The sequence below is a fragment of the Nocardia sp. CDC159 genome (genome assembly GCF_023740735.1).
GTDB lineage: Bacteria > Actinomycetota > Actinomycetes > Mycobacteriales > Mycobacteriaceae > Nocardia > Nocardia pulmonis.
Window position 1 is genome coordinate 56198 of sequence record NZ_JAMRXH010000009.1, and the last position, 26804, is coordinate 83001.

Here is a 26804-nt window from a genome sequence, read left to right on the forward strand (position 1 = left end):
CATTCGGGCAAACGCGCCAAGTTCCGGCCCGCCGCGGTGCGAAGATCATCCGTCAGGCTACGGCACCGCTATCCGGTTTCGGCGCAATGACCGGGCAACCCGCTAGGCGGTGGTTCGGGGGAGCAACTCCTCGTAGCGGTATTCGGTGCTGATGGGCGTTCCCGCGGCATGGGCCCGCTCCTCGCGACGGCGCAGTTCGACCCGCCGGATCTTGCCGGAGATGGTCTTGGGCAGGTCGTAGAACTCCACCCGCCGCACCCGCAGATAGGGCGCCAGATGGTCGCGGGCGTATTCGAGGATGGCGCGGGCGGTCTCGGCGTCGGGAGACCAGCCCTCGGCCAGGGCGATATAGGCCTTGGGCACGGCCAGCCGGGTCCGGTCGGGCTGCGGGACGACCGCGGCCTCCACCACGGCCGGATGCTCGATGAGCACGCTCTCCACTTCGAACGGCGACACCTTGTAGTCCGAGCATTTGAACACGTCGTCGGTCCGGCCGATATAGGTGATGTAGCCGTCGCGGTCGCGCGCCGCGACGTCGCCGGTGTGGTAGTAACCGCCGGACATGACCGCCGAATCGCGTTCGGGGTCTCGCAGGTATCCGGTCATGAGATTGACCGGGCGCGCGCTCAGGTCGAGGCAGATCTCGCCCTCGTCGGCGAGTGCGCCGGTGATCGGATCGACCAGCACCACCGGCACGCCCGGCGCGGGGCGGCCCATGGACCCCGGCTTGACGGGCTGGCCGGGCGTATTGCCCACCTGCAGGGTGGTCTCGGTCTGGCCGAAGCCGTCGCGGATGGTCAGGCCCCAGGCCCGTTCGACGCGCGCGATGACGTCCGGGTTGAGTGGCTCACCCGCGCCGAGGATTTCGCGCAGCCCCTCCGGCCGGGTGCCGAGCTCGGACTGGATCAGCATGCGCCACACCGTCGGTGGCGCGCAGAAGGTGTTCACCCGGGCCCGGCGCAGCTGGTGCAGCAGGGCCGCGGCGTCGAAGCGGGTGTAGTTGTGGACGAAAATGGTGGCCTCGGCGATCCAGGGCGCGAAGAAGCAGCTCCAGGCATGTTTGGCCCATCCGGGCGCGCTGATGGCCAGGTGCACGTCGCCCGGGCGCACGCCGAGCCAGTACATGGTGCTCAGATGGCCGAGCGGATAGCTGATCTGGTTGTGCTGCACCATCTTCGGCCTACTGGTGGTGCCGGAGGTGAAGTACACCAGCAGCGGATCGTCGATATCGGTGATCGCCGTGCGGGGGTGCGCCTCGGCGCGGGCGGCATCGGCATAGCTGTGCCAGCCCGCGACCGGCGCACCCACCACGATGCGGGTGTAGGCGCCCGGTACGGCAACGAACTTCGCGGTGTCGGCGGTATTGGCGATGACGAAACGTGCCGCGCCCCGGTGAATCCGGTCGCTCAGGTCGGCCGGGCCGAGGGCGGCGGTGGTGGGCATGACGACCGCGCCGAGTTTGGCGATCGCCAGCATCGACTCCCACAGCTCCACCTGATTGCCGAGCATGAGCAGGACGTGATCGCCCTTGCGCACACCGATTTCGGCCAGCCAGGTGGCGACCCGATCGGAGCGGCGGGCCATCTCGTCGAAGCCGATCCGCTGCTCGCGGCCGTCCTCCTCGACGATCCACAGCGCCGTGCGATCGTTGTCCCGGGCGATCACGTCGAACCAGTCGGTGGCCCAGTTGAATCGGCCGGTCAGGGTCGGCCAGGTGAACTCACGTGCCGCGGCCTCGTAATCGGTTGCGCGGGCGATCAGTTGGTCACGCGCCGCGCGGTAGAGCTCGGTATTCGAGGTCACAGCGACCCTCCTGTCGGAAACAGCTGCGCCGAGATCTCGCGCATCTCGACCTTGCGGATCTTGCCCGTCACCGTCATCGGGAACTCCTCGACGACGTGCACGTACCGGGGAATCTTGAAGTGGGCCAGCTTGCCCGCGCAGAACTCGCGCAGCGCGGCCGCGTCCAATGCCGCCGCGCCCTCGCGCATGCGGAGCCACGCCACCAGTTCCTCGCCGTACTTCGGGTCGGGCACGCCGACCACCTGGGCGTCGAGGATGTCGGGATGGGTGTAGAGGAATTCTTCGATCTCGCGCGGATAGATGTTCTCCCCGCCGCGGATCACCATGTCCTTGATGCGCCCGGTGATGGCGATATAGCCCGCATCGTCCATGGTCGCCAGGTCGCCGGTGTGCATCCAGCGCGCGGCATCGATGGCCTCGGCGGTCTTGGCTGGCTCGTTCCAGTAGCCGAGCATGACCGAGTAACCGCGCGTGCACAATTCGCCGGGCTCCCCGCGCGGCACGGTGAGACCCGTCGCGGGATCGACGATCTTGACCTCCAGATGCGGGCCCACGCGCCCGACGGTGGCGGTGCGCTGGGCCAGCGAATCGTCGCGGCGGGTCTGGGTGGACACCGGGGAGGTCTCGGTCATGCCGTAGCAGATGCACACCTCGGCCATGCCCATCCGCTCGATCACCTGCTTCATCACCTCCACCGGGCACGGCGAGCCCGCCATGATGCCGGTGCGCAGCGAGGACAGATCGTAGGTCCCGAAGTTCGGCTCGGCCAGTTCGGCGATGAACATGGTCGGCACGCCGTAGAGCGAGGTACAGCGTTCGGCGGCAACGGTTTCCAGGGTGGCCCGCGGGTCGAAGGCGGGCGCCGGGATCACCATGGCCGCGCCGTGACTGGTGGCGGCCAGATTGCCCATCACCATGCCGAAGCAGTGGTAGAAGGGGACCGGCAGGCAGATCCGGTCGGCCTCGGTGTAGCCGCACAGCTCGCCGACGAAATAGCCGTTGTTGAGGATGTTGTGGTGCGACAGCGTGGCGCCCTTGGGGAAACCCGTGGTGCCCGAGGTGTATTGGATATTGATCGGATCGTCGGGGGACAGCCGCGCCCGGGCGGCGGCCAGCTCCGCCGGATCGCCCGCGCGCCCGGCCGCGAGCAGCGCGGCCCAGTCCTCGGTGTCGAGCAGGACGACCCGCTCCAGCTCCGGGCACTCCGGCCGCACCTGCTCGATCATCGCCGCGTAGTCGGAGGTCTTGAACTCCCGCGCGGCGATCAGCAGTCGAATTCCGGCCTGCCCCAGCACATATCGCAGCTCGTGGGCGCGGTAGGCCGGATTGATGTTCACCAGGATCGCGCCGATCTCGGCCGTGGCGTACTGCACCACGGTCCACTCCGCGCGATTGGGCGACCAGATGCCGACCCGGTCGCCCTTGTCGATGCCCGCGGCGAGCAGTCCGAGCGCCACGGCGTCGACCTCGGCGGCGAATTCCCGATACGTCCACCGCGTTCCGGTGACCCGGTCGACGAGCGCCTCCCGGTCGCCGTGCGCGGCGACGGTGCGGGCCAGATTCGCGCCGATCGTTTCGCCCAGTAGCGGTGCGTCCCATACTCCGTGCGTATAACTGGCCGGACGAGACCGGCCCATGGTCGAACTCACGGATATAGGATCCAGGTCACATTTTCTGTCCGCCACCCCCGGAAAGGGGTACCGAGATGAGCAGCGCCGACCTGTTGCGACCGCGCGACGCCGACGCGTTGCGGGCCGAATTGCGGCAGGTGGCGAGCGTTTCCGGGATGCCGGTGGTATTCGGCGGCCAGGTGCACGCCGGGACGTTGATCCTCAGCGAGTTCTTCGGCACCCGCACCAATGCCATGCGTGGACTGGCCGTGACGCCCGCCTCGGGGGTGGGCGGCGCCGCGGTCGCGACCAAGCGTCCGGCCTCGGTGTCGGACTATCGGCTCGCCTCCACCATCACCCATCACTACGACGCCCCGGTGCTGACCGAGGGGCTGCGGGCGGTGGTCGGGGTGCCGGTCGTGGTAAGCGGGCAGTCGCGGGCGGTGCTGTACATCGCCAGCCGCGACGCCGGGCCGATCGGGGATCGCGCCGCCGAGCTGGTGTTGCGGGCCGGTCGGCGACTGGCGGTCGAGATCGCCGTGCGCGACGAGGTGGATCGGCGGCTGTGGCTGCGCGAGGCGGCGGCTCCGGTGCGTCCGGATGCCGTTGTGGCCGAACAGCTTCGCGATATTCACGCCGAGGTGCGCGGCATCGCGCAAACCGTGACGGACGAGGGGGCGCGTACCCGGCTGCGTGAGGTGTCGCAGCGGCTCGCGCGACTGATGGCGGGGCCGGAGATTCCCGGCGAGACACCGGCATTGGCGCCCCGCGAGCTGGACGTGCTCGCGCACGTCGCCCTCGGCTGCACCAATGCCGAAGCCGCCCAGCGGCTCTCGCTGCGCCCGGAAACCGTCAAGAGCTACCTGCGCAGCGCCATGACCAAGCTCGGCGCCCACACCCGCCACGAGGCGGTGGTGCGGGCGCGCCGAGCGGGCCTGCTGCCCTAGTCCTTCGGCTCGATCAGCTGGATATCGAGCTCGATGGCGATCTTGTCGCTGAGCATGGCCGACGGAATGCCCGCGCCCACCCCGAAGTCGGTGCGCTTCAGCGAGCCGGTGGCGGTGAAGCCGATGTGGCGGTCGCCGGTGGCCGGGAACACCTGCAGGCCACCCCATTCCACGTCGAGGGTGATCGGATGCCGGTGCTCGCCGATCGCGACCTCGCCCACCACCTGGAAGTCCTCGGCGACGCGCACCGGCTCGGTCGCGGTGAAGGTCAGGGTCGGGCGCTGCTCCACATGCAGCAGATCGGCGCTGCGGACATGGGCGTCGCGGTCGGCGTTGCCGGTGTCGAAGGAGTCCAGGTGGATCGTGGCCGAGATCCGGGCCGCGCCGGAATCGTCGACGACGAAGCTGGTCTCGAAGCGGTTGAAGCGGCCGCGCACCTTGGAGATGCCCAGGTGGCGCACGGTGAAGTTGACCGCGGAGTGGGCGGTGTCCAGCGGCCAGGACCCGGCCTTCAGAGTCTGTTCGGAAGTCGTCATACGACCAGATTTGCGGACCGCGGTCCGCATATCCACACCGTAGTTATCCGGGCACTGCCAGGGCGCGGCTAACAGACCCCGGATGGGACAGGATGGTCTGGTGGCACGATCCGAATTCGCCGAATTCCTCATCGCCCGCCGCGCGCGACTACAGCCCCGCGACGTGGGCCTGCCCGCGGGGCGGCGACGCCGCACACCCGGTCTGCGCCGCGAGGAGGTGGCCGCGCTGGCCGGGGTGAGCGTCGACTATCTGGCCCGGCTCGAACAGGGCCGGGATACCAACCCCTCGACCGCGGTCCTGGGAGCGCTCGCGGATGCGCTGCGGCTCAACGAGGTCGAGCGGCACCACTTCGCCAAGCTGGCCCTGGGCGGCGAGCACGGCGGCGGCTGTCCGAGCACCGGCGGCCGCGCGCCCGAACAGGTCCCGGAGACGCTGCGGGCGGTACTCGACGCGCTGCATCCGACCCCGGCGTTCGTGGCCGGGCGCTGGCTCAATGTGCTCGCCTGCAACGCCGCCTGGCGCGATTTCGTCGAGCCGCTGGGCGTTTTCGATGACGAGGTCGACGCGAATCTCGCCCGCTATTTCTTCGCACATCCCGCGGCGCAGCGCTGGAGCGACTGGGCGGCCGCCGCGGACATGGTCACCTCGCGGCTGCGGGTGGCCCGCTCGATCTGGCCCGACGACGACGATCTCGGCGCGATGGTCGCCGCGCTGCAACGGTATCCGGAGTTCGCGTGTCGATGGAGCGAGCATCGGATGAACGACTTCCGGTCGGGGACACTGCGTCTGGACCATCCGCTGCGCGGGCGCGTGGAGGTGGAGTTCGAAACCCTCGATCCCGCCGCCGATCAGAGCGTGCAGATCTGGTTCGTCGATCGCCGTCGCTCCCATGCGCCGAGCCTGCGGCTGGTCAACGAATAGTCGCTGTCCGGCTCACGGTTTCGATCGGAAACTTTTGGGTAGGCGGGACCGGCACGGTAGCGTCATATCCGCAAACTTTCGGCATTCGGACGGAAGGACGGATATGAGCACCGTGATCGACGACGCACCCTTCACGTCCTTCCACAGGTGGCTGACCGTGGCCTGCTCGGGCGGGCCGCTGCTGGACGGCTACATCCTCAGTATCGTCGGCACCGCGCTCATCGGGATGAAGTCCGAACTGGCTCTGAGCACCTCGGAGATCCAGCTCATCGGGGCCGCGGCGCTGCTCGGGATGTTCGTGGGCGGGGCGCTGTTCGGGGTGCTCACCGACAAGATCGGTCGCGAGGTGATGTACACCGCGGATCTGGTCGTGATGGCGGTGTGCTCGGTGGCGTCGTTCTGGGTGGAGGCCACCTGGATGCTGGTCGTGCTGCGCTTCATCCTCGGCATGGCCGTGGCCGCGGACTATCCGATCGCGACCTCGCTGCTGGCGGAATGGCTTCCGGTCAAACAGCGCGGCAAACTGCTGGGCCTGCAGATCGTGGCCTGGTACGCCGGGGCCGTGCTCGCCTATGTCGTCGGCTATCTCGCCCTGACCTTCGGCGGCGCGGGCAGCTGGCGCTGGCAGCTGGCCAGTTCGGCGCTGCTGTGCGTGTTCTTCCTGGTGATCCGGCAGAACACCGCCCCGGAGTCGCCGCGCTGGCTGGCCCAGCACGGCAAGGCGGCCGAGGCCGCGGAGATGGTCGAGAAGTTCCTGCGGGTGCGGATCGAGCCGCAGGAGCTGATCGAGGGGAATGCCGACGAGGCCCGCAAGCACGGTTCCATCCGGGAGCTGTTCGGGCCGCTCTACCGCAAGCGGATGCTGTTCTGCTGCGGCTTCTTCCTGTGCCAGGTGGCGGTGCTGTTCGCCATGCTCACCTTCGGACCGCAGATCCTGGCCGCCTTCGGACTGCCCGAGGGCACCTGGATGGACACCCTCGGCACGGCACTGATCAGCCTGGTCTTCCTGATCGGCTGTCTGCCCGCGATGCGGCTGATCGACACCATCGGGCGGCGGCCGACCATCATCTGGTCCTTCGGTCTGATGGTATTGCCCGTGCTGTTCATCGGGATCTGGCCGGGCATGCCGACCGCGCTGGCCTTCGGCCTGCTGTGCCTGTACGCGTTCTTCTGCGGCGGTCCCAACGTGCTGGATTGGACCTATCCGAACGAGTTGTTCCCCACCCACATTCGCGCCACCGCCGTCGGCATCGCCACCTCCGCCAGCCGGATCGGCGCGGCGCTGGGCACCTATCTGCTGCCGTGGTCGCTGGACCATCAGGGGCTGGGCGCGACGATGCTCTACGCGGCGGCACTGACCGCGGTCGGCCTGGGCATCTGCGTCTGGGGCGCGCCGGAGACCAAGGGCCGCAAGCTGGAGGCGGCCGGGGGTCCGGTGAGCGCCGCGCCCGCCGCGTCATGAGAACGCTCGCGGTCCGCCGAAGCGAACCGCGAGCGAACTGTGCGTACTACTTCTTGAAGGCGTTCTTCACCTTGTCCGCGACATCGCGCGCGGCATCCTTGACATCCTCGGCGGCCTTCTTCACCCCGGCCTCCAGCTGATCGGCCTTCCCCTCGTTCCGCAGCTGGTCATCGCCGGTCGCGGCACCCGCGGCCTCCTTGGCCTTACCGCCCAGTTCGTCGGCCTTGTTGCTGATCTTGTCGCTCAGAGACATGGGAACCTCCGTATCGAGTACCGCACGCGTCGATCGGCGCGTGCACGTCTTCAGGACATCACGACACTCGGAAAAGTCACGCAGCAACCATTGAGACAACGATCACGGATAATTCTGCATGACAATTCCCGCTCCCCGGTGTCGATCGGACGAGCAGAGGAGGTGCCCGAGTGACCACGACGACGGCACCCGAGGCAGCGCTGGACGACGCGACCCTGGCCGGTCGTGCGCGCGACGGCGATGTCCGGGCGTACGAGCAGCTCGTGCTGCGCTACCAGGGGCCGATGTTCCGGCTGGCCGCCAAGATGCTGGCCGACCGGGGCGAGGCCGAGGACGTCACCCAGGAGGTCTTCCTGACCGCGTGGCGGCGCATCGGCCAGCTCCACGACGAGGCGGCATTCGCGGGCTGGCTCTACCGGATGACCACCAACCGCTGCCTCAATGTGCTCAGGTCGCGGCGGGTTCCCGCCGATGTGGACCCGGATTCGATGGCAACGGAGCGCACCGATACCCGGCCTGAGCATGCGGTGCAGGTCAGCAGCCAACTGGCGGCCCTCACGGACGCCCTGCGGCTGCTGACTCCGGAACAGCGAGCCTGCTGGCTGCTGCGCGAGGTGCACGGGCGCTCCTACGAGGAGATCGCCGAGATCGTCGGCACCAACACCACCGCCGTGCGCGGTCGGATCGCGCGAGCCCGGGCGCAATTGGCGGAGGTGATGCAGCCATGGCGGTGAAGAACGCGACCGACAGTGACTATCTGCTGCCGTGCGGTCGCGGCCTGGAGCAGGTGTGGGAACGGCTCGACGCCGTCGAATCGGGATTGGCCGACGAGCACGAGGCGAGTTGCCCGCACTGCGCGGCCGCGCGGGAGAGCCTGCACACCCTGCGCACGGCGACCCGCGAGCTGGTCGACGAGCCCGATCCACCGCCCCCGGATCTGTTCGGCCGCATCATGTCCGCGGTTCGCACCGAGGTGCGCCGCGGCCGCACCATGCCGCTGACCACCCCGCATCCGGGCGCACTCGAGGTGAGCGAGCAGGCCATCGCGGTCGTGCTGAGATACGCCGCCGACACCGTCGACGGCGTGCGCGCCCGCGGCTGCCAGGTGCACGGGCGCGGCCCGGGAGCGGACGGGCGGCAGGCCATCGATGTCGAGATGACGATCGCGGTGCGCATGGGCGGGCGGCCCGTGGGTGAGTTGGTTCCCCTGGTGCGCGAGCGGGTGCGCGCCGCGGCATCGGCCCGCATCGGCCTGCTGCTCGAGCGCGTCGACCTCACCGTGGTCGACATCTACGAGGAGGATCGGTGACCGTCGTCGCCAATACGGAATTCGTCGTCACCGATGCGGTGATCGCCGGTGTCGCGGCGCGGGCCGCGGCCGCGGTGCCCGGGGTGCTGCGGCTCGAGCCCGGAGTGCTCGGGCTGGTCGGGCATCTGGCCCGTTCCGGCCGGCAGCTGTGGTCCGGGCAGGAGTCGGCGCCCTCGGCGGGGGTGCGGGTGCGGCGCGCCGGCGGCTGGCTGAGCATTCAGATCGATCTGTCGATGACCGCGGGCGGACGGGTCGGCGAGGTCGGGACGGCCGTGCAGCAGGAGGTGGCCCGCGCGGTCGCCGAACAGACCGGGGTGGACGTGGATGCCGTCTCGGTGACCGTGCTCGATATCGAACCGGGGACGTTGTGACAGCCGAGGCTCTGATCGACAAGTTGGTGGCATGTATCGAGACGGTGGACGGGCTGCGGCCCGCGGCGCCGCTGGATTCGCAATGGCTGCCGTGGGACCGCGCGCGCGATGCGGTGGACGTGGGCTCGGAGTCGATCGAGATCCGGGTGGTGGCGACCGCGCTGCCGCTGCCGCCGCTGTTGCGGCAGCTGACCGAGCTGGTCCGGGAGGTGCTGGAGCAGACCGACCGGGCGGATATTCCGCTCCGCGTCGTCGTCACCGACCTGGACGCGGGAGCGTTTCGCGAGGCCGATACTGGCAATCGCACAGTTACCTAGATCACGCGCTGGGGCCGTGACGATTTCATCGCGGTCGTGTCGATTCAGTGAACGTTCGTTATCCGCTGTACCGCAAGGGAATCGGGAGGACTCACCATGACGAGCACGACGACCGACAAGGCCGCCGAGAACGCCAAGGCCAGCGGCAACGCGAAGGCCGCAGAGCAGGACAAGGCCGCCCGCGACACCTCGGCAAAGAACAGCGCCCTGATCACCGAGCAGGGCACCACCACCATCGCCGACACCGTGGTACAGAAGATCGCCGGGCTGGCCGCGCGCGAGGTGCGCGGGGTGCACGCGCTCGGGGGCGGTGCGGCGCGAGCCTTCGGCGCGCTGCGCGACCGGATTCCGGGGGCGTCGGCCAGTGTGGGCCAGGGCGTCTCGGTCGAGGTCGGAGAGAAGCAGGCCGCGGTGGACCTGGAGATCGTCGTCGAATACGGCGTCGCGATCGCCGAACTGGCCCGGATGGTGCGCCGCAATGTGATCACCGCGATCGAGCAGATGACCGGCCTCGAGGTCGTCGAGGTCAACATCAACGTCAACGACGTCTACATCGAGGACGACGACGAGGATCAGCAGCCGAGCCGGGACCGGGTGCAGTGAGATGAACGCCACCACGATCTGCCTGGTGCTGGGGCTGGCTTTCGGTTTCGCCGCCGCCTTCGGCGGCTTCGGCGCCTTCGCCATCGTGCTGATCTTCGGCGGGCTGGGCCTGCTGGTCGGCCGCTGGCTCGACGGCGAGGTGGACCTGTCCGGACTGGTGCGCTCCGACCGCAATCGGAGCCGGCGATGACCACCGTCGCCGCGGCCGAACTGCCGGGGCGGACCACGGTCGGCGAGCGCGCGGTGCGGCGGATCGCCGCCCGCGCCGCCCGCGAGGTGGACGGGGTCGGCCCGGACGTGCGGGTGAGCGCCCGGGTCGACGGGGACACCGCGACCCTGAACGTCGCACTGCCGATCCGCTATCCGATGCCGATCGGCCAGGTGGCCGCGCGCTGCCGCGCCCATCTGATCGAGCGCACCCGCGAGCTGGCGGGTCTGACGGTGCCGCGGGTCGACATCGAGGTGTCGGCGCTGCCGATCGCGGTGGTGGAGAGGAGAGTTCGATGATTCGCAGACCGCGCCGCATCGTCCCGGCCGTCATCGTGGCCCTGGCACTACTGGCCGGATCGGTGGCCGTGGCCGTATCGCTGATCCAACGCCTTAGCGGCGCAAAGGAATTCGTCTCCTACGACGCGGTGGCCAGCAGGCTGCACGACACCACCTGGGCCAGCGGCTGGGTGCTCGGCGTCGGGATCGGGGCCGTGGTGGTCGGGCTGATCCTGCTGGGCGTGGCGCTGTGGCCGGGGCGCGCGGTGGTGGTGCCGCTCGAGTCCGAGGACGGGGTCACCGCCGGAATCGCCCGGCGCAGCCTGCGGGCCGCGATCGGCGATGCCGCGGCCGCGGTCGACGGCGTGCACTCCCCGCGCGTGCGGCTGGGTCGCCGGAAGGTCCGGGTCCGCGGCCGCGCGGCCGGGGACGCGGGCCTGCCCGAGACCGTGCGCGCGGCGGTCGAACAGCGGCTGCTGCGCATCGCGCCGCGGGCGTTCCCGCGCATCGAGACCGCGCTGCGCCCGGTCCGGGCGGGAGGTGAGCGATGAGCGGCTCGATCAATCGACCGGCCCGGCTCAACCGCGGCCTGCTGGGCCTGCTCGGTCTGCTGATCGCCGCGGCCGGGGCGGGTGCGATCGCCGCGCATCTGGGCCGGTTGCGCTGGGTTGATTCCGGCTCGTCGCTGGTACCGGGCACCGCGGCCCCGCCGCACTGGGTGCTCTATCTGGCGATCGTGCTCGCCATCGTGCTGGGGCTGGCCAGCCTGCGCTGGCTCGCCGCCCAGGTGACCCGCCTGCCGCGCCCGACGCGATGGCAGATCGGTGCGCCCGAGCCGACCGGCGTCACCGTCGTCGGCTCCGATACCGCCGCGACGCCGCTGGTCGCCGATATCGAGTCCTACGCCGACGTGCGCGATGTGACGGCGCGCCTGACCGGCTCCGGTCGCGCCCCGGAACTGCACCTGGTGGTGACCACCGAACCGGATGCCGACCTCACCGAGGTGCGCAGGCGCATCCTGGGCCACGCGGTGCCGCGCCTGCGGCAGGCCCTGGAGGTGGAAATCATCCCGGTCACGATGGAAATGCGCCTGGCCCGGAAATGAAATCGGCTCGCGGCTCCGGGGTGGACAGGAGCCGCGAGCCGGTTCTGGGCAGGCGCTTAGTGGGCGAGCCTGTCCTTGTTCCTGCGGGACGCGTCGTCGTCCCGGCGGATGTTCTGGCTGCCTCGATTCATATCGTCGCGGTCGCGATCGCGATCCATATCGTCGCGCCGGTTCATGTTGTCGCGATTCATGCCCTGCGCCTGCTGGCCCCGCTGCTGGCCCTGCGCCTGCTGGCCGCGCTGCTGCTGGCCGCGCTGCTGGTCGTTCATGCCCTTGTTGCGGGACTTGTCGGCATTCTGGTCCATCTTGGTGCCCATCGAAACCTCCGTATCGAATGGATAGCAACCGCTCAGGAAACTGCCAATTCCTATCCTGGTCGCGCGCGTTCGGGCGTGTCAACGAATTGGTGGAAATGACGTTGCGACCGGCCGAATGCCCATTGACCTGGGCTTGCCACCGCGTTGGTGACGGAATAGCTACTAATCGAGACCTGCCAATTCGGACGATTACCCGAATTTGAACCAACCCACACCGGGCGTGTCGAGGGTGATAATCGGGATTGACAGCTAGTGTTTCGCTACCAAGGGGGCGGGGTTGGTATGCCCAACTGTCGCGTTCGCGGGATTACCAGGAGGATTCGTTGACGAGCACGGTGACCGATATCGCCTCTGCGACCGCCGAATCCGCGTTCGAGCCGCCGAGACTGCGCACGGTCGACGACGTGACGGTGGCCGCGCTCGCGGTGGCGGCCGCCCGGGAGATCACCGGTGTCATGGCCGATGCCATGGCGTTCGCGCGAATCCGCGGCAACAGCGTCGACCTGACGGTCCAGTTGCCGATCCGCTATCCCATGCCGGTCTGGCAGGTGGCCGCCGTCTGCCGTCGGCACATCACCGAACGGGTGCGCCAGCGTGCCGGATTGGCCGTCCGCAAGATGGATATCGAGGTGACCGCCCTTACCGTGACGCCCGCCGCGCGGGGACGTCGATGAGGCGTTCGCCCCGGCGCGTGGCGCCCGCGGTGCTGGTCGCGCTGATCGGTCTGGCCTGCTGTGCGGTGGTGGTGCTCTCGCTACTCCAACGGCTCACGGGCGCAGGCGAATTCGTCTCCTACGACGGTGTGGCGAACCGGCTGCACGAGATCACCTGGGCCGATTCGCGGGGACTCGCCGCGGGCCTGATCGCGGGCGTGGCCGGGGTGGCGTTGCTGGCGCTGGCGCTGCTGCCCGGCCGGTCGATTTTGGTGCCGCTGGTGGCCGACGACGAGATCGCGGCCGGGGTGGGCCGCCGCGGCCTGGACGCGGCGCTGCGCGCGGCCGCGCAGTCGGTGGAGGGGGTGCGATCGGCGCGGGTGCGGTTGCGCCGCAAGCGGGTTCGCATCACCGCCAAGGCGTCGCACGCGCATCCGCCCGAACTTCCCGACGCGGTCCGGGCGGCCGTCGACGAGCGAATCGGCAGTATCGGCCCGTGCGCGAGTTCGCGGCTGGCCACGCTGGTGCACGGCTTCGCGGCGGAGTCGGCGACCGATCGCAATCGGCCCGCCCGGCTCAACCGCGTCACGCTGGGCGTGCTCGGTGCGCTGCTGCTGATCGGGGGCGGCTACGCGCTGGCCGCCCACTACGGCCGCCTCGGCTGGGTGGACGCCGACGGCCCGCTGCTGAGCCTCGGGACGCCGCCGGTCTGGGGGCTGTGGACCATCGTCGTATTCGCGATCGTCATGGGGCTGGCCTGTATTCGCTGGCTAAGCCTGCAGGGCAACCGGCTCCCGGCCGCATCGCGGTGGCGGGCCCGCCCGACCGGCGAGGACACCATCACACTGGATTCGGCCACCGCCGCCAGGCCCGTCGTCGCCGATATCGAGACCTACGCCGGTGTGCGCACCGCCTCGGCGTGGCTGCTGGGTCCGGGCATCGCACCCGAACTGCATCTGATGGTCACGACCACACCCGATGCCGATGTGCTCGCGCTGCGCCGCCGCATCCTCACTCACGCGCTGCCGCGCCTGCGCCAGGCGCTCGAGGTCGAGGCGGTGCCGGTGACGATGGAACTGCACCTGGCCGGTGAGCCGGACCGCTGATCAGTCCAGCGGGCCGAGCACCCGCTCGACATAGGGATTGGCGAAGCGGCCCTTGGGATCGAAGCGCCGCCGCACTTCGTGGAAGCGGTCCCACTGCGGATAGCGCCCGCGCAGCGTCGCGGCGGTCTGGAAATGCCGTTTGCCCCAGTGCGGGCGGCCGTCGAAGCGATCGAAGATCGCCTCGCAGGCCCGGAAATACGGTTCGTAGTCCATGCCGCGGTACTGGTGCACGGCGATGTAGCAGGTCTCACGCCCGCCCGCCGGGGAGAGGAAGGCGTCGTCCGAGGCGACGAAGCGCACCTCGGTCGGCATCGGCGAATCGAACCGCTGCCCGATCTCCTTGATGGCGCGGATCGCCTCGACGGCGTGTTCGCGCGGGATGGCGTATTCCATCTCGGTGAAGCGAAGCAGCCTGGGGGAGGCGAAGACTCGATACGACCGGTCGACCTGGCGCCGATAGCTGCCCGCATACGCCGCGCCGCGGTGAATCCAGGGGATGAGGTTCGGGCGACGGCGGCTCAACCGGCACAGCGCGTCGAAGGTGTGGTTCGACATCAGGATGTCGGCGAACCAGTCGACCGCCTTGCCGCGCGGCTGCTCGGGCAGACCGACCCGGTTGTTGCGCTTGGTCATCGCCAGCGGGCTGTGGGCGAACATGTAGAACTCGAAATGCTCGTTGTCCTCGACATAGGAGTCCAGATCGGTGAGCACCTCCTCGACCGGCACCGGCCGTTCGATGCCCTCGAGCACGAAGGAAGGGACCAGTTTCAGGGTGACCGCGGTGACCACGCCGAGCGCGCCCACGCTCACCCGCGCCGCGCGCCAGCCGTCCGGATCGGACGACTCGTTCAGTTCGACCCGGCTGCCGTCGGCGAGCATGAGTTCCACCGAATGCAGTGCCGCGGAGAGGTTCTGGAGTTTCGAGCCGGTGCCGTGCGTACCGGTGGCGGTGGCCCCGGCGATGGTCTGCACATCGATATCGCCCAGATTCTCGAACGCCAGGCCCATGGGGTGCAGCGCATTGCTCAACTCGTTGAGGGTGGCGCCCGCCTCGACCCGCACCAGGCCGCTGGCGCGATCCACTTGCAGGATCCGGTTCAGCTCCGACAGGCGCAGCAGCATGCCGTCGGTGAGCACGGTATCGGTGAAGGAGTGGCCCGCACCGGCCACGCGCACGGTCTGCCCCGCGCTCTCGGCCCGCGCGAGCAGCTCGGCTACCTCGTCCGGCGTTCGCGGGGAGGCGATCTCGGCCGGTGCGCACTTCTGATCCCCGGCCCAGTTCACCCACGAATTGGTCATATGACCAACTCTAGGGTATGGGTGTGAGCCGCGCTACCGTTCGCCGAATGTGAGCATCACCGCTTGCGCGTGCACAGCGCCTTGGCCCGGTCGACCTCGTCGTCGGTGAGCGGCGGGACGGTCAGCGGCAGGCGAGGCATATCGTCGGCGCGCACGCCGTCGAGCACGATCGCCATATAACGCCGCCAGGTGTCCGGATTGATCGGCCGGGAGAACGCGGCCATCGACTCGACCATGTTGACCATGGCGAAGAAGTCCGTGCCCGTGATGCCCTCGCGCAGCACACCCGCGGCATGGGCCCGGTTCATCAGCTGTTCCAGCGCGGGCTTGATGCGGCTGCGCACCGAGGCGAATCGCTCCATGGCATCGGGCAGCTCCAGCATCACCTCGCTGAACCCACGATTACCCGCCATGTGCTGGCAGGCCCATTCGAACAGATCGGTCAGGCCCACCCAGGGGTCCGGGTGGTGGTTTGCGCGCTCGGTGGCCTCGGCCATCTGCGCGACGTGCTGATCGAAGACCTCCTCGATCAGCTCGCGCTTGTTGGCGAATCGCCGGTACACCGTCCCCACGCCCACCCGCGCGGCCTCGGCGACATCGTCGAGGGTCACATCCAGGCCGCGCTCCGCGAACAGTTCGCGGGCGGCCGCGATGATGCGCTGCTGATTGCGGGCGGCGTCGGCGCGCAGCCGCCGGGGCGGCGGCATATGCCGAGGTGGGGGCGGGGAAGTGGTGCGATTCACACCTTCATGCTAACAAGTGCGGGGATTAACTGGAGGATTTCTCTCCGTTATGGTGATAGCTTCTTCAGGTAAGCGGAGGGATCTCCTCCGTATGTGTGTCGGCTATCACTCCTCTCCCCCAAGGAGATTCATGACTACCGCGATCGACCGTGAGAGACAGACGGCGGATATGTCGTCGGGAGCGGGCCGCCGCGGCTCGCACGCACTGCGCTGGTGGGTTCTCGCCGTGCTCGGCGTCGCCCAGTTGATGGTCGTGCTCGACGCGACCGTGGTGAATATCGCGCTGCCCGAGGCGCAGCGCGACCTCGGCTTCTCCAACGGTGACCGGCAGTGGGTGGTCACCGGCTACGCGCTGGCCTTCGGCAGCCTGCTGCTGCTCGGCGGGCGGCTCAGCGACCTGTTCGGTCGCCGCAACACCTTCCTCATCGGCCTGGTCGGCTTCGCGATCGCCTCGGCCGTCGGCGGCGCCGCCAACGGCTTCGAGATGCTGGTCGCCGCGCGCGTGGCGCAGGGCGTCTTCGGCGCGCTGCTGGCGCCCGCCGCGCTGTCGCTGCTGACGGTGACGTTCACCGAACCGTCCGAGCGCGCCAAGGCCTTCGGCATCTTCGGCGCGGTCGCCGGTGCGGGCGGCGCGCTCGGCCTGCTGCTGGGTGGTGCGCTCACCGAGTGGGCGTCCTGGCGCTGGGTGATGTACGTCAACCTGGTCTTCGCCGCGGTCGCGTTCATCGGCGGTGCGCTGCTGCTGGCCAAGCACGTCAGCGAGCACCGGCCCAAGCTCGATATTCCGGGCACGATCGCGGTGACCGCCGCGCTGTTCGGCATCGTCTACGGCTTCTCCCACGCCGAATCGCACGGCTGGACCAACGATGTGACCCTGGCCTTCCTGATCGGCGGCGTCGTACTGCTCGGCGTGTTCGCCTGGATCGAGACCCGGGTCGCGCATCCGCTGCTGCCGCTGCGCATCGTGCTCGACCGCACCCGCGGCACCTCGTATCTCACGGTGTTCGTCATGGGTATCGGGATGTTCGCGATCTTCCTGTTCCTGACCTACTACATGCAGCTGACGCTGGGTTATTCGCCGATTGTCACCGGCGTGGCGTTCCTGCCGATGGTGGCGGGCATGATCGTGTCCACCACGACCGTGCCGTCGGTGGTGCTGCCCCGGCTCGGCCTCAAGGCGACCGTCAGCGGCGGATTCGTCGTCGCCGCGATCGGCATGGCACTGCTGACCCGCATCGACCTGCACACCGGATATGCCAGCCATATCCTGCCGTCGCTGATCCTGCTGGGTCTGGGCCTCGGTAGCGCGCTGGCCCCGGCGTTCCAGGGCTCCACCGCCGGGGTCCATCACGAGGATGCGGGCGTGGCCTCGGCCATGGTCAATACCAGCCAGCAGGTCGGCGGTTCGATCGGTACCGCGCTGCTGAGCACCATCGCCTCCTCGGCCGCGTCGAACTATCTGAGCAGCCACCAGCCCTCCCCGCTCACCATGGCGGAGTCGGCGATCGAGAGCTACACCACCAGCTTCTGGTGGGCCACCGCGATCTTCGCGGTCGGCGCCGTGGTCACGGCCGTGCTGATGCCACGCGCGGTGCCCGCGCCCGCCGAGGGCGAGCCGGTCCTCGTGCACTGAGCCCGCCGAAAAGACGCGCCCCCGCCCGAATGTATCGGACGGGGGCGTAGTCGTTTCGCCGCTCAGCAGTTGCTGGGCGCGGGCAGATTCGCGAAGCGGTCGCCCAGATAGCCGAAGGCCCTCGCGGCCCCCGGCGCGATCGCGGTGCCGTGGTCGGCGCCCGGGATGATCTCGAACAGCACCGGATCGCCCGCGGCGCAGTAGCGTCCGGCCACATCGCGGGCCAGCCACGGATTCACCTCGTCGTTGCCGCCGGCCCACTGATAGACCGGTGCCCGCGGCACGCCCGGATAGATCTCGGTGCTGTTCTCGTGCAGCACGTGGATCTGATCGTCGGTGACATCGCGCACGCCGCCGTGGAAGTAATCGGTGAAGCTCCGGTTGGCCGCGGCATTGATGATCTCGTTGGTGCAGGAGTTGGCGATCCGATTGCGCAGCTCGATCCCGGCCGGATTCAGCTTGTCGTCCAGCGACATCACCGAGGGATACTCCCGCTCCAGCCCGACCGCGGCCGCGAAGCCCAGGCCGAACAGCGGATTGGGCGCCCCGCCCACATCGAGTGCGAGCTTGCCGATGTTCACCGGAACCCCGCCCATCGCCACGCCGACGATCGGCAGTTCGGGCGCGTACTCCGGGGCCATGGCGGCCGCGAAGCCGGTGGCCATGCCGCCGCCGGAGTATCCGGCCAGCCCGACCGGCGCGTCACCCAGCCCGGCCGGGGCGAAGCGCTTGGCCGCGCGCACGCCGTCGAGGGTGAGCCGCCCGCCGAGTTTGGCGGCGCCGTAGGCGCTGGTGGGTCCGAGATGATCCGGCACCGCCACCGCCCAGCCCCGCGCCAGCAGCGCGTTCAGCGCCGGGGCCTCCTGCAGTCCGCCGTTGAACAGGGTGTGCGACGGGGCGCATTGCAGGCCAAGGGAATTGACGAACGGCTGATACGACACCAGGGGCCGCCCGCCGCCCCCGCCGGGCAGCAGCAGTGTGGTCACCGCGGCGATCGGGTCACCGGCCGAGTTGGTCGAGCGGTAGGCCAGCTGCCAGGCCGTCGCGCCCGGGAATCCGGTCGCGGGCACGGAGCGGCTGCGCACGACATCGCCTGGTCGATAGTCGCCGATATTCGCCGGGGTGGAATAGAACCCGTCCGGATCGGGCAGCGGGAATATCGCCGCCTGCGCCGGGGTCGCACCCAGTCCGCCCGCCGCGGCGGCCAGCAGCGCACTCGACAGCACCGTCACGGCGTGTCGTCGGCCGATCCGACGCGCCCGGTGTAGAAACCGATCTACCGCCATCGTCACTCCTGTGTCCCGAAGGGGCCGGGCGCACCGCGCCCGCGCCCGGCGAAACCATCCGTGTAGTGGGGTGAAGCCGGATACCGAACCACCCTGCGAACCGACCGGCAGGGATTATCGGTAAAGGCTATTACAGCAGTCTGGCAGCCCGGTCACCGCCCGCCGCGCCGAATGGGCGGACCGGTCGGCCGCGACGCGCCGTCCGCGGGTAAGGGTGGTGGACGGTGCCCCGGTAAGAGGCGGTACGCGGCGTTCGCCCGCCGATTCACAGCCGCATGCCGGTCGGTCCGCGGTCGCTGGCAGTTAGCATGACTCGATAGGTTCCGGTCACGGGTAGGAGGTTGTCCAGGTGGTTTCGCCGGTCGGCGCCCGGGCGGAGCGGACCGCTCGATACGGTCGCCGAGCCCGGCACGAGTTCGTGGCTGCCGCAAGCGAATCCACGTTCGCGGACCGGATCGGCCGACCTGGCCGTCGGCGGATGGGCAACGGGAACGGCACGACGATTGGGGGCAGGCATGAGTGAGGCGGCGGCGGAGCCGGTCGTACAGATCGAGACCGAAGCCGATGCGTGGCAGCCGGATCCGCGCTGGCGCCCGGCCGCCCGGCTGACCGTGCTGCTCGGCGAGGACGACCACTGGCAGCGCCGCCCGCGCTATCACGAGATCGTGCGCCGCGCCCGCGACGCGGGTCTGGCCGGGGCGAGCGTGTGGCGCGGCGTGGAGGGTTACGGGGTGTCCTCGCGCATCCACACCACCCGGATGCTCGATCTGGCCGAGAATCTGCCCGTCCTGGTGATGATCGTCGACGACGCCGAACTGCTGCGCGATTTCGTGGCATCCAATGCCGAACTGTTCGACACCGGCACGGTCGCGCTGTCGGCCGTCCAGGTCTGGAATCCGGGCACCGGGGCCCGCGAATGAGCGGCGGATCCCCTACTCGAATTCCGGCCGATCGTGGTCTGTCGGTGGGATTCGATACGGTATTCCCCCTGGGTTCGCCACGGTTGGTGGGGCCGTGATCTCGATGACGAGCCGGGGAAGGAAAGGAGGCCCGAGCATGGCCCATGATCGAGCCGGACGACCGGCACGGGCCACCGACCTGGAGGATCTGCCGCATCTGGTGACGGCGTACTACAGCCGTATCCCGGATCCCTCGGATCCGGCGCAGCTGGTAGCGTTCGGCACCTCGGGCCATCGCGGGTCCAGCCTGGACTGCGCATTCAACGAGGCGCACATTCTGGCCATCACCCAGGCCATCGTGGAATACCGTGCCACCCGGGGCATTACCGGGCCGGTCTACCTGGCCCGCGACACCCACGCCCTGTCCGAGCCCGCGTGGACCACCGCGCTCGAGGTGCTGGCCGCCAACGACGTCACCGCGATCATCGACGCGCGCGACCGCTACACTCCCACCCCCGTCCTGAGTCACGCTGTACTGCGCCACAATCGGGGCGGCACCCGGCATCAGGCCGACGGCATCGTGGTCACGCCCTCGCACAATCCGCCCCGTGACGGCGGCTTCAAATACAACCCCCCGCACGGCGGCCCGGCCGATACGGTCGCCACCGACGCCATCGCCGAGCGGGCCAACGAACTGCTGCGCGGCGGGTTGGCCGGGGTCAAGCGCACCACCCTGCAGCACGCGCTGGCCACCAGCGTCGAGCGCTACGACTATCTCGACCACTACATCGGCGACCTGCCGAACGTGTTGAACCTGGACGCGATTCGCGGGGCGGGCATTCGACTGGGCGCGGATCCGATGGGCGGGGCCAGCGTCGACTACTGGGAGGAGATCGGCCAGCGCTACGACCTCGAACTCGAGGTGGTCAATCCGTTCGTCGATCCGACCTGGCGGTTCATGACCCTCGACAGCGACGGCAAGATTCGGATGGACCCCTCCTCGCGCTACGCCATGGCCTCGCTGGTCGCCATCCGCGACGACTACGACATCTCCACCGGCAACGACGCCGACGCCGACCGCCACGGCGTGGTGACTCCCGATGCGGGCCTGATGAATCCGAACCACTTCCTGGCCGTGGCGATCGAATATCTGATCGCCAACCGGATGGGCTGGGACGCGCTGACCAAGATCGGCAAGACCGCGGTCACCTCCTCGATGATCGACCGGGTGGTGAGCGTGCTGGGCAGGCAGGTGCACGAGGTGCCGGTCGGCTTCAAGTGGTTCGTCCCCGGATTGTTCTCCGGTTCGCTGGCCTTCGGCGGGGAGGAGAGCGCGGGCGCGTCGTTCCTGCGCATGGACGGGACGGTCTGGACCACCGACAAGGACGGCATCCTGCTGGCCCTGCTGGCCGCCGAGATCACCGCGGTCACCGGGCAGAGCCCGTCGGCCCGCTACGCCGAGCTCGAAAAGCGTTACGGCAGTCCGGCCTACGCTCGCATCGACGCCGCGGCCACCACCGAGCAGAAGGCGCGGCTGGCGGCGCTGACCCCCGACGACATCACCGCCACCGAGGTCGCGGGGGAGTCGATCATCGCCGTGCAGACCCGAGCGCGAGGTAATGGGGCCGCGCTGGGCGGGGTGAAGGTCACCACCGAGAACGCGTGGTTCGCGGCGCGGCCCTCGGGCACCGAGGACAAGTACAAGATCTACGCCGAATCGTTCCACGGCCCCGACCATCTCGCGCAGGTGCAGGCCGCGGCGGAAGAGGTCGTGGGGCGAGCGCTGGGCTGACGCCTCAGCCGTCGATGCTGTGCCGGTCGCCCTCGTCGGTGCTGTCCTGCGGGTCGAACAGATTGCCGCGGTTGAAATTGTCGAACCAGGGCGCCAGCGTGGATTCGTCCGTCGAGGAGGATATTCGCAGCACGTTGCTCAACCCTTCGGCCCGCCGGGCGATCTCACCCGCCCGCGGTGGCAGCACGACGTGCAGCGTATCCGGGGTGTTCTCGTGGAAGTGCAGCGTAAGGCCCCCGGGCAGTTCGTATTTGGCACCGATCCGCCGCAGGACGGCGGCGGTGTCGTGCAGCAGTGCCGAGCGCAGGGTCTCGTCGTTCATGGCGGCGCGCACCAGCAGCGCGAGGCCCTTGTTGTTCGCGCGCGGATCGTGCATCGCCAGGTTGTGCTGCCACAGGGAGAATGCCTGTTCGTCCTCTGGGCCGAGCCGATTCGTCGGGAAGGGCTCGGGTGTGCCGCGCACGGCGGACGGGTCCGAGCTGTAGTCGTCGGGGTAGGTCATCGTGCTACTCCTCGATGTCGAGCAGGCCCTCGGCGACCAGCCGGGCCGCGAGTTCGATCCGGTCGTCGTGGGTCAGATCGCCGGGCAGGTCCGCGACGCGGAAGCGGTCGTGTTCGGCCACGAAATGGAATGCCGGGGCCAGGGTCGTCGGCCCGGCGACGAAATTCCCGGCGAAGTCGATGCGGGACTGCTCGGCGGCGGTTCGCACCCGGCACAGCACGGCCGGATCGCGAATCAGGACGCTGTCGGGCTTCAGCTCCGGAATTCGGTCCAGGATCGCGAAACGGCCGCGGTGGCCGAGCTTTCCGGTGGCCAGCAGATGGGTGGCGATCTGCTGCGCGGCGGTGTCGGCCAGTGCTCCCGAGCGCAGCGCCGCGGCGAACGCCTCGGCCAGCTCCGCGGCGTATTCGGCATCGACCGTGCGCCCGATGAATCCCGGTGGCAGCGCGCGACGCAGCCGCACATCGTCCTCGGCGAACAGGCGCAGGGCCGAGGCCAGCAGGTCGAGCCAGCCGTAGACGTGGATGCCCACGGTCAGGTGCAGCGACGAGGACGACACCGTCACCGCCTCGTGCGGGAAGCCGCGGGGCAGGTAGAGCAGATCCCCGGGCGTCAGCGTATGCGTGCGGAACCGGGCGAACGATTCGTTCGCGGGATACTGCCGCCCATGCAGCGGCAGCCGGTCCATGACCTTGCCCACATGCCACTGCTTGACCCCGTGCAGTTGCAGGATGAAGACGTCGTGGGTGTCGGCGTGCGGCTGGAAGGCCTGATTGTGCCGCGGGGTCAGATACAGATTCGTGCTGACCCGGTGATGCAGCGTCGCCTCCAGGGCATGGCACAGCCGCCCGATGGGCGCCGAGCGCATGTGCAGCGAATTGAGCACCACCGAATAGCCGTCGGCGTAGGAACGGTGGATGTATTGCAGATCGGGAATTCCATTGCCGTGCAGCCGGAATCGCCGATTGTGCAGTGGGCCGCCCGGATCGGTGCGGGCGAGCCGGCCGTCGTCGTCGGTGCGCGCGCGTCCCGGTACGGTCGCGGTGATCAACTCGTCGATCGCATCCAGTCCCGGCAGCTCGCGGTAGTAGCCAGGGTCGTCACGCTGGACGAGCATCGGTTCGGTTTCCCAGTGCGATTCGAGGAACGTCGTCGTGGACACCGGGTGGACCAGCCAATCCAGCCCGAATGCCGTCGGGTCGGTGACGCTGGTGTTCATGCTCCAAGCGTCCTCGCCTTTCGATGGCGGCGCGCCGGTTTCGCGTCGAAACGGCGGCCGACACTCCGGCTCCGATTTCCCATCGATCCAAGCCATTCGCCCGCGGCCGCGGCAGTCTGGTCCCCATGACATCGGAGATCGACACCCTCTATCGCCGCTGGCTGTTCGACCTGTGGTCCGGCGATTTCGACATCGCTACGGACATCTGCACACCCGATTTCGTCGGCCACTGGCCGTCTCGGGAGGTGCATGGCCCGCACGAGGCGGCCGATCAGGTGCGGCAGTCCCATGCCCTGTTCTCCGATATCGAGAACATCCTCGATGTCGGTCCAATCGTCGCCGGTGAATTCTGCGCGGCGCGTTGGACATTTCATGGGTCCTATCGCGGAGGCATCCCCGGTGCGACGGCGCCGGTGGGAACTCGGGTCGCGTTCAGCGGGCACGATATTTTCCGGGTCGGACAGGGGCGGTTCGTCGAGTACTGGGTGATGTCGGACGGGATGGGGTTGATGAGTCAGCTGGGGGTGGGGTAATCAGGTCGCCGGGCGCGGTTCGACGGGCGCGGCGTACGGTACGCGCGAGTGATATGTCAGTCGCGCGGGGTGCTGTCCCAGCGCCACGTGGTGAGTCGGGGGTGGTCGGGGAGTTCGGTGCGGCCGGTGGCCCAGAGCAGGGTGGGCCACGGGGGCGTGTCCTGTGGGGCGTGGGGGAACAGGCGTGCGAGTACCCGGGCGCACAGGTTGGCGGGTGGGGTCCAGGGGAGGTCGAGGCCCTGTGCGAGGTCGTGGGTGTGGACCAGGGTCTCGACGATCCCCATGGCGGCGAAGCCCTCGGGGTCGGAGATGCCGTAGCCGTGGTAGGCCCGGGTCTGGGGCGGCATTGTTCGTACCATTGCGACCAGCAGAGCTCCGCTGGCCTCCAATACCTGCAGCAGTCCGGCTGGCCCTGCGGACCGATCCGCGTGAATGGCATTCGCGGGCCCGCCCGGTCGTCGGCTCTGCCACAGGAACGGGACCTCACCGGTCGAAGGCGGTGTCGCGGGGCCCATTTGGGCCGCGTAGGCGAACAGGTCATCGCTGAGATGTTCGACGGTTTCCCAGCAGTCCCACTCCAGGGACCCGGCCTTTTCGCTCCACGCGTCCTCCGGCGCGTGCCGGAGCACCTCCACCGCCGCCCGCACGGCCCGGTGCAGATCCTCGGGGGTGACCTCGGGACGGGCCGAACTGCTCTCAACCGATCGAGACATGCCGGAACCATACCGGCAGCGGCGGAAGTTTGGCGGTCCGAAAGATGAACCGTCGCAACAGGTCCTGTACGAGTTGGTCCAACGACTTCTGCAGAGGGACGCCGCTCGCGCGTCGCGGTGTTCATCGTTGTGGAACCGGGCGACGGTGGTTGGACTCGAGCTGAGCTCTGGCTCTCTCGGTTGCCGGCCATGGTCGACAAGGGCGAGCTGGACAACGGGCGATGGCTCGGCTCGGTCCGGTGGGAATCGTCGGCCGCGTGGCCGTCCTCGTGAGCTGTGTGGGATCGTCCGATGTTGCCGCTGCCGACCGTTTGCTCGCCGTCGGTGGTGGGGGTGGTGGAATGGATTGCTGTGGTCGTGCGGTTGTGGTGTGGCGTGGATGAATGGTGTACGCGGTGAGGGGAGGGCGGGGGACGCGGTTGCCGGTCGAGATCTGGGTCATGATCGGCGCGGCGTTTCTCATTGCGCTGGGGTTCGGGCTGATCGCGCCGACGCTGCCGCAGTACGCGCTCAGTTTCGGGGTCGGGGTGGCGGCGGCCTCGGCGATCGTGAGCACCTTCGCATTCATGCGCCTGCTGTTCGCGCCGGTGAGCGGGCGGTTGGTGCAGCGGCTGGGGGAGCGGTCGGTGTACCTGGGCGGGGTGCTGATCGTGGCGCTGTCGACGGGCGCCTGCGCGCTGGCGCAGAGCTACTGGCAGTTGATCGTGCTGCGTTCGCTCGGGGGGATCGGGTCGACCATGTTCACGGTCTCGTCGCTCGGGCTGGTGATCCGGATGTCGCCGCCGGGCGAGCGTGGGCGCATCTCCGGATTATGGTCGAGCAGCTTCCTGATCGGATCGCTGGGCGGCCCGCTGATCGGTGGGGCGCTGGCCGGATTCGGCCTGCGCGCGCCGTTCGTCATCTACGCCGTGGCGTTGCTGGCCGCGACCGGCGTCGTGTACTGGAGTCTGCGTGATTCGACATTGGCCGCGCCCGAGGCGCCCGGCACCGTGGCGGTGATGAGCTTCCGGCAGGCCCTGGCCCGGCCCAGCTATCTGGCCGTGCTGTGGTCCAACTTCGCCAACGGCGCGGCCGTGTTCGGGGTCCGCATGGCCTTGGTTCCGCTGCTGGTGGTTTCGGTCCTCGGCCTGTCGCCCGGGATGGCCGGGGTCGCGCTGACGGTATTCGCGGCGGGCAATGCCGCGGTGCTGTTCGTCTCCGGACGGCTGTCGGATCGGCTCGGGCGCAAGCCATTTCTCGTGCTCGGCACGCTGGTGTGCGCGATCGGGACGATCCTGCTCGGGGCATCGGGAAATCTCGCCTGGTTGCTGGTCTCCTCGTTCATCGCCGGGGTCGGTTCGGGGATGTACACACCCGCGCAGCAGGCCTCGGTCGCCGACATCATCGGACCGCGGGCGCGCGGTGGGCCGGTGCTGGCCGGATATCAGATGGCCGCGGACCTCGGAACCGTGCTCGGGCCGATCGCGGTCGGCGCGCTCGCGCAGCGGTTCTCGTTCGGCTTCGCCCTCGGGGTCACCGGTGCGTTGCTGGTGGCCGCCTCGCTGTGCTGGGTGCTGGTGCCCGAGCCGATGCGGCGGCGCGCGGTCGTCGACGCGTGACGTGTCGGCTGCGGCTCGGCGAACGGGCTTTGGCAGAGTGGACGCCGTGAACTCCTCCTCCGGATCGAAGTACACGCCGCGACCCATGTCCAGCCGCACCACCTACGCCCTGGGTGCCGTCGCCGTGCTGGTGATCGTGCTGATCGTCGTGCTCGTCGTGCGTTGGAACAGCGACCACAGTCTGAAGGTGCAGGGCGACGGATACGGCACGGTGCGCGATCCGGCGGTCAGCGCCCTGCTGGACTCCGATGGCGCGATCGTGCTCGGAAAGCCGAACGCGGCCAAGACGATCGATCTGTACGAGGATCCGATGTGCCCGAATTGCGGCTCGCTGGAACACCTCTTCGGCCAGCAGCTCGCGCAGAAGATCGACCAGGGCAAGCTCGCGGTGCGCTATCGGCTGGTGAATTTCCTCGACGCCAAGTCCGCGAGCAAGGACTACTCCACCCGCGCGGTCGCCGCCAACGAGTGCGTCGCCGACGCCGGTGACGGACCGGCGTACGCGAAGTTCCACACGGCCGTGCTCACCACGAAGCAGCCGAGCGAGAACGGCGGCGATCGGACCAATGACGAATTGGTCGCCATCGCCAAGGACGCCGGTGTCTCGGCGGAGGCCCAGCAGTGCATCGCCAAGGGACAGCGCGTCGATTCCGCCCGCAACCATGCCCAGTCCGCGATGGCCACGCTGAAATCGGCCGTGGGACAGGTACGCACCCCGACGGTGCTCGACGGGACCACCGACATCGATGTCAACGAATCCGGCTGGGTCGACAAGATCGCCCCGTAG

The 26804-nt window shown here is 69.1% G+C and carries 31 protein-coding genes; 20 read left to right on the top strand and 11 right to left on the bottom strand.

Annotated elements, in window-relative coordinates; all coding sequences use genetic code 11:
- Nucleotides 1–102: 102 nt before the first annotated feature.
- The gene (locus NDR87_RS20520; protein ID WP_251914640.1) at nt 103–1803 is read right to left on the bottom strand and encodes an AMP-binding protein; all 1701 of its coding nucleotides are present in this window, start codon (nt 1801–1803) and stop codon (nt 103–105) included.
- Nucleotides 1800–3440 (bottom strand): AMP-binding protein, encoded by a 1641-nt coding sequence (locus NDR87_RS20525; RefSeq protein ID WP_251914885.1) that lies wholly within the window; start codon nt 3438–3440, stop codon nt 1800–1802. The genes NDR87_RS20520 and NDR87_RS20525 overlap by 4 nt, the downstream gene beginning before the upstream one ends.
- A gap of 68 nt (nt 3441–3508) precedes the next feature.
- Between NDR87_RS20525 and NDR87_RS20530 the strand changes: the two genes are divergently transcribed.
- Nucleotides 3509–4360: a LuxR C-terminal-related transcriptional regulator gene (locus NDR87_RS20530; RefSeq protein ID WP_251914641.1), complete on the top strand. Its 852-nt coding sequence runs from the start codon at nt 3509–3511 to the stop codon at nt 4358–4360.
- Here the strand turns inward: NDR87_RS20530 and NDR87_RS20535 are convergent.
- Nucleotides 4357–4896, bottom strand: a complete 540-nt coding sequence (locus NDR87_RS20535) for a YceI family protein (RefSeq protein WP_251914642.1) — start codon at nt 4894–4896, stop codon at nt 4357–4359. The two genes, NDR87_RS20530 and NDR87_RS20535, sit on opposite strands and share 4 nt — an antisense overlap.
- Nucleotides 4897–4996: 100 nt before the next feature.
- On the opposite strand from NDR87_RS20535, the gene NDR87_RS20540 reads away from it, so the two are divergent.
- Nucleotides 4997–5818, top strand: a complete 822-nt coding sequence (locus NDR87_RS20540; RefSeq protein ID WP_251914643.1) for a helix-turn-helix transcriptional regulator — start codon at nt 4997–4999, stop codon at nt 5816–5818.
- 103 nt (nt 5819–5921) lie between these two features.
- The gene (locus tag NDR87_RS20545) at nt 5922–7280 is read left to right on the top strand and encodes an MFS transporter (RefSeq protein ID WP_251914644.1); all 1359 of its coding nucleotides are present in this window, start codon (nt 5922–5924) and stop codon (nt 7278–7280) included.
- A gap of 46 nt (nt 7281–7326) precedes the next feature.
- Here NDR87_RS20545 and NDR87_RS20550 read toward each other — a convergent pair whose 3' ends face one another.
- On the bottom strand, nt 7327–7533 hold the full coding sequence (locus NDR87_RS20550; RefSeq protein WP_251914645.1) for a CsbD family protein: 207 nt from the start codon (nt 7531–7533) through the stop codon (nt 7327–7329).
- Between the two features lie 170 nt (nt 7534–7703).
- Between NDR87_RS20550 and NDR87_RS20555 the strand changes: the two genes are divergently transcribed.
- The 9 genes from NDR87_RS20555 to NDR87_RS20595 all read left to right on the top strand — a co-directional run bounded on the left by NDR87_RS20555 (nt 7704) and on the right by NDR87_RS20595 (nt 11724).
- Nucleotides 7704–8267 carry a sigma-70 family RNA polymerase sigma factor gene (locus NDR87_RS20555; protein WP_251914646.1) on the top strand — a complete coding sequence of 188 codons (564 nt, stop codon included), beginning with the start codon at nt 7704–7706 and terminating at the stop codon, nt 8265–8267.
- Nucleotides 8258–8842, top strand: coding sequence for an Asp23/Gls24 family envelope stress response protein (locus tag NDR87_RS20560; protein ID WP_251914647.1), 585 nt, complete (start codon nt 8258–8260; stop codon nt 8840–8842). Before NDR87_RS20555 ends, NDR87_RS20560 begins: the two co-directional genes overlap by 10 nt.
- A complete protein-coding gene (locus tag NDR87_RS20565) occupies nt 8839–9213 on the top strand; it encodes an Asp23/Gls24 family envelope stress response protein (RefSeq protein ID WP_251914648.1) in 375 nt (124 codons plus the stop codon). Before NDR87_RS20560 ends, NDR87_RS20565 begins: the two co-directional genes overlap by 4 nt.
- Nucleotides 9210–9530, top strand: a complete 321-nt coding sequence (locus tag NDR87_RS20570; protein ID WP_251914649.1) for a hypothetical protein — start codon at nt 9210–9212, stop codon at nt 9528–9530. Before NDR87_RS20565 ends, NDR87_RS20570 begins: the two co-directional genes overlap by 4 nt.
- A gap of 96 nt (nt 9531–9626) precedes the next feature.
- Nucleotides 9627–10133: an Asp23/Gls24 family envelope stress response protein gene (locus NDR87_RS20575; protein ID WP_251914650.1), complete on the top strand. Its 507-nt coding sequence runs from the start codon at nt 9627–9629 to the stop codon at nt 10131–10133.
- 1 nt (nt 10134) lies between these two features.
- Complete coding sequence (locus NDR87_RS20580) at nt 10135–10323, top strand: hypothetical protein (RefSeq protein ID WP_251914651.1); 189 nt, start codon at nt 10135–10137, stop codon at nt 10321–10323.
- Entirely contained in the window at nt 10320–10640 is a 321-nt protein-coding gene (locus NDR87_RS20585; protein WP_251914652.1) for an Asp23/Gls24 family envelope stress response protein, read from the top strand. The genes NDR87_RS20580 and NDR87_RS20585 overlap by 4 nt, the downstream gene beginning before the upstream one ends.
- On the top strand, nt 10637–11170 hold the full coding sequence (locus NDR87_RS20590; protein WP_251914653.1) for a DUF6286 domain-containing protein: 534 nt from the start codon (nt 10637–10639) through the stop codon (nt 11168–11170). The genes NDR87_RS20585 and NDR87_RS20590 overlap by 4 nt, the downstream gene beginning before the upstream one ends.
- Nucleotides 11167–11724 (top strand): alkaline shock response membrane anchor protein AmaP, encoded by a 558-nt coding sequence (locus NDR87_RS20595; protein WP_251914654.1) that lies wholly within the window; start codon nt 11167–11169, stop codon nt 11722–11724. The genes NDR87_RS20590 and NDR87_RS20595 overlap by 4 nt, the downstream gene beginning before the upstream one ends.
- A 56-nt stretch (nt 11725–11780) precedes the next feature.
- Here NDR87_RS20595 and NDR87_RS20600 read toward each other — a convergent pair whose 3' ends face one another.
- The gene (locus NDR87_RS20600) at nt 11781–12041 is read right to left on the bottom strand and encodes a hypothetical protein (RefSeq protein WP_251914655.1); all 261 of its coding nucleotides are present in this window, start codon (nt 12039–12041) and stop codon (nt 11781–11783) included.
- 323 nt (nt 12042–12364) lie between these two features.
- On the opposite strand from NDR87_RS20600, the gene NDR87_RS20605 reads away from it, so the two are divergent.
- Nucleotides 12365–12715, top strand: coding sequence for an Asp23/Gls24 family envelope stress response protein (locus NDR87_RS20605; protein ID WP_251914656.1), 351 nt, complete (start codon nt 12365–12367; stop codon nt 12713–12715).
- Entirely contained in the window at nt 12712–13800 is a 1089-nt protein-coding gene (locus NDR87_RS20610; protein WP_251914657.1) for a DUF6286 domain-containing protein, read from the top strand. Before NDR87_RS20605 ends, NDR87_RS20610 begins: the two co-directional genes overlap by 4 nt.
- Here the strand turns inward: NDR87_RS20610 and NDR87_RS20615 are convergent, their stop codons facing one another.
- Both NDR87_RS20615 and NDR87_RS20620 read right to left on the bottom strand, forming a co-directional pair.
- On the bottom strand, nt 13801–15099 hold the full coding sequence (locus NDR87_RS20615; protein ID WP_251914658.1) for a D-arabinono-1,4-lactone oxidase: 1299 nt from the start codon (nt 15097–15099) through the stop codon (nt 13801–13803).
- 56 nt (nt 15100–15155) lie between these two features.
- Complete coding sequence (locus NDR87_RS20620; RefSeq protein ID WP_251914886.1) at nt 15156–15806, bottom strand: TetR/AcrR family transcriptional regulator; 651 nt, start codon at nt 15804–15806, stop codon at nt 15156–15158.
- Between the two features lie 166 nt (nt 15807–15972).
- Here NDR87_RS20620 and NDR87_RS20625 point away from each other — a divergent pair, with 166 nt between their 5' ends.
- Nucleotides 15973–17475, top strand: coding sequence for an MFS transporter (locus NDR87_RS20625; protein WP_372494242.1), 1503 nt, complete (start codon nt 15973–15975; stop codon nt 17473–17475).
- Nucleotides 17476–17537: 62 nt separating this feature from the next.
- Here the strand turns inward: NDR87_RS20625 and NDR87_RS20630 are convergent, their stop codons facing one another.
- Complete coding sequence (locus NDR87_RS20630; RefSeq protein WP_251914659.1) at nt 17538–18761, bottom strand: lipase family protein; 1224 nt, start codon at nt 18759–18761, stop codon at nt 17538–17540.
- 515 nt (nt 18762–19276) lie between these two features.
- Between NDR87_RS20630 and NDR87_RS20635 the strand changes: the two genes are divergently transcribed.
- Both NDR87_RS20635 and pgm read left to right on the top strand, forming a co-directional pair.
- Nucleotides 19277–19681: a DUF190 domain-containing protein gene (locus NDR87_RS20635; protein ID WP_251914660.1), complete on the top strand. Its 405-nt coding sequence runs from the start codon at nt 19277–19279 to the stop codon at nt 19679–19681.
- Nucleotides 19682–19817: 136 nt separating this feature from the next.
- Nucleotides 19818–21452, top strand: a complete 1635-nt coding sequence (gene pgm, locus NDR87_RS20640; protein ID WP_251914661.1) for a phosphoglucomutase (alpha-D-glucose-1,6-bisphosphate-dependent) — start codon at nt 19818–19820, stop codon at nt 21450–21452.
- Between the two features lie 4 nt (nt 21453–21456).
- On the opposite strand, the gene NDR87_RS20645 is transcribed toward pgm, so the two are convergent.
- The gene (locus NDR87_RS20645) at nt 21457–21954 is read right to left on the bottom strand and encodes a hypothetical protein (RefSeq protein WP_251914662.1); all 498 of its coding nucleotides are present in this window, start codon (nt 21952–21954) and stop codon (nt 21457–21459) included.
- Between the two features lie 4 nt (nt 21955–21958).
- A complete protein-coding gene (locus tag NDR87_RS20650; RefSeq protein ID WP_251914663.1) occupies nt 21959–23173 on the bottom strand; it encodes a cupin domain-containing protein in 1215 nt (404 codons plus the stop codon).
- Nucleotides 23174–23298: 125 nt separating this feature from the next.
- Between NDR87_RS20650 and NDR87_RS20655 the strand changes: the two genes are divergently transcribed.
- Nucleotides 23299–23706, top strand: coding sequence for an ester cyclase (locus tag NDR87_RS20655; protein ID WP_251914664.1), 408 nt, complete (start codon nt 23299–23301; stop codon nt 23704–23706).
- Between the two features lie 56 nt (nt 23707–23762).
- Here the strand turns inward: NDR87_RS20655 and NDR87_RS20660 are convergent, their stop codons facing one another.
- On the bottom strand, nt 23763–24419 hold the full coding sequence (locus NDR87_RS20660; RefSeq protein ID WP_251914665.1) for a maleylpyruvate isomerase N-terminal domain-containing protein: 657 nt from the start codon (nt 24417–24419) through the stop codon (nt 23763–23765).
- 440 nt (nt 24420–24859) lie between these two features.
- Here NDR87_RS20660 and NDR87_RS20665 point away from each other — a divergent pair, with 440 nt between their 5' ends.
- Both NDR87_RS20665 and NDR87_RS20670 read left to right on the top strand, forming a co-directional pair.
- A complete protein-coding gene (locus tag NDR87_RS20665; protein ID WP_251914888.1) occupies nt 24860–26017 on the top strand; it encodes an MFS transporter in 1158 nt (385 codons plus the stop codon).
- An 85-nt stretch (nt 26018–26102) separates the two neighbouring features.
- Nucleotides 26103–26804: a thioredoxin domain-containing protein gene (locus tag NDR87_RS20670; RefSeq protein WP_286013848.1), complete on the top strand. Its 702-nt coding sequence runs from the start codon at nt 26103–26105 to the stop codon at nt 26802–26804.

Bases quoted from the DNA above. Each gene is read 5' to 3' on its own strand.
- NDR87_RS20525 (WP_251914885.1), bottom strand. From the start codon at position 3,440: ATGGGCCGGTCTCGTCCGGCCAGTTATACGCACGGAGTATGGGACGCA.
- NDR87_RS20530 (WP_251914641.1), top strand. From the start codon at position 3,509: ATGAGCAGCGCCGACCTGTTGCGACCGCGCGACGCCGACGCGTTGCGG.
- NDR87_RS20535 (WP_251914642.1), bottom strand. From the start codon at position 4,896: ATGACGACTTCCGAACAGACTCTGAAGGCCGGGTCCTGGCCGCTGGAC.
- NDR87_RS20545 (WP_251914644.1), top strand. From the start codon at position 5,922: ATGAGCACCGTGATCGACGACGCACCCTTCACGTCCTTCCACAGGTGG.
- NDR87_RS20550 (WP_251914645.1), bottom strand. From the start codon at position 7,533: ATGTCTCTGAGCGACAAGATCAGCAACAAGGCCGACGAACTGGGCGGT.
- NDR87_RS20560 (WP_251914647.1), top strand. From the start codon at position 8,258: ATGGCGGTGAAGAACGCGACCGACAGTGACTATCTGCTGCCGTGCGGT.
- NDR87_RS20575 (WP_251914650.1), top strand. From the start codon at position 9,627: ATGACGAGCACGACGACCGACAAGGCCGCCGAGAACGCCAAGGCCAGC.
- NDR87_RS20580 (WP_251914651.1), top strand. From the start codon at position 10,135: ATGAACGCCACCACGATCTGCCTGGTGCTGGGGCTGGCTTTCGGTTTC.
- NDR87_RS20585 (WP_251914652.1), top strand. From the start codon at position 10,320: ATGACCACCGTCGCCGCGGCCGAACTGCCGGGGCGGACCACGGTCGGC.
- NDR87_RS20590 (WP_251914653.1), top strand. From the start codon at position 10,637: ATGATTCGCAGACCGCGCCGCATCGTCCCGGCCGTCATCGTGGCCCTG.
- NDR87_RS20595 (WP_251914654.1), top strand. From the start codon at position 11,167: ATGAGCGGCTCGATCAATCGACCGGCCCGGCTCAACCGCGGCCTGCTG.
- NDR87_RS20600 (WP_251914655.1), bottom strand. From the start codon at position 12,041: ATGGGCACCAAGATGGACCAGAATGCCGACAAGTCCCGCAACAAGGGC.
- NDR87_RS20610 (WP_251914657.1), top strand. From the start codon at position 12,712: ATGAGGCGTTCGCCCCGGCGCGTGGCGCCCGCGGTGCTGGTCGCGCTG.
- NDR87_RS20615 (WP_251914658.1), bottom strand. From the start codon at position 15,099: ATGACCAATTCGTGGGTGAACTGGGCCGGGGATCAGAAGTGCGCACCG.
- NDR87_RS20620 (WP_251914886.1), bottom strand. From the start codon at position 15,806: ATGCCGCCGCCCCGGCGGCTGCGCGCCGACGCCGCCCGCAATCAGCAG.
- NDR87_RS20625 (WP_372494242.1), top strand. From the start codon at position 15,973: ATGACTACCGCGATCGACCGTGAGAGACAGACGGCGGATATGTCGTCG.
- NDR87_RS20630 (WP_251914659.1), bottom strand. From the start codon at position 18,761: ATGGCGGTAGATCGGTTTCTACACCGGGCGCGTCGGATCGGCCGACGA.
- NDR87_RS20635 (WP_251914660.1), top strand. From the start codon at position 19,277: ATGAGTGAGGCGGCGGCGGAGCCGGTCGTACAGATCGAGACCGAAGCC.
- pgm (WP_251914661.1), top strand. From the start codon at position 19,818: ATGGCCCATGATCGAGCCGGACGACCGGCACGGGCCACCGACCTGGAG.
- NDR87_RS20645 (WP_251914662.1), bottom strand. From the start codon at position 21,954: ATGACCTACCCCGACGACTACAGCTCGGACCCGTCCGCCGTGCGCGGC.
- NDR87_RS20650 (WP_251914663.1), bottom strand. From the start codon at position 23,173: ATGAACACCAGCGTCACCGACCCGACGGCATTCGGGCTGGATTGGCTG.
- NDR87_RS20655 (WP_251914664.1), top strand. From the start codon at position 23,299: ATGACATCGGAGATCGACACCCTCTATCGCCGCTGGCTGTTCGACCTG.
- NDR87_RS20660 (WP_251914665.1), bottom strand. From the start codon at position 24,419: ATGTCTCGATCGGTTGAGAGCAGTTCGGCCCGTCCCGAGGTCACCCCC.
- NDR87_RS20665 (WP_251914888.1), top strand. From the start codon at position 24,860: ATGATCGGCGCGGCGTTTCTCATTGCGCTGGGGTTCGGGCTGATCGCG.
- NDR87_RS20670 (WP_286013848.1), top strand. From the start codon at position 26,103: ATGTCCAGCCGCACCACCTACGCCCTGGGTGCCGTCGCCGTGCTGGTG.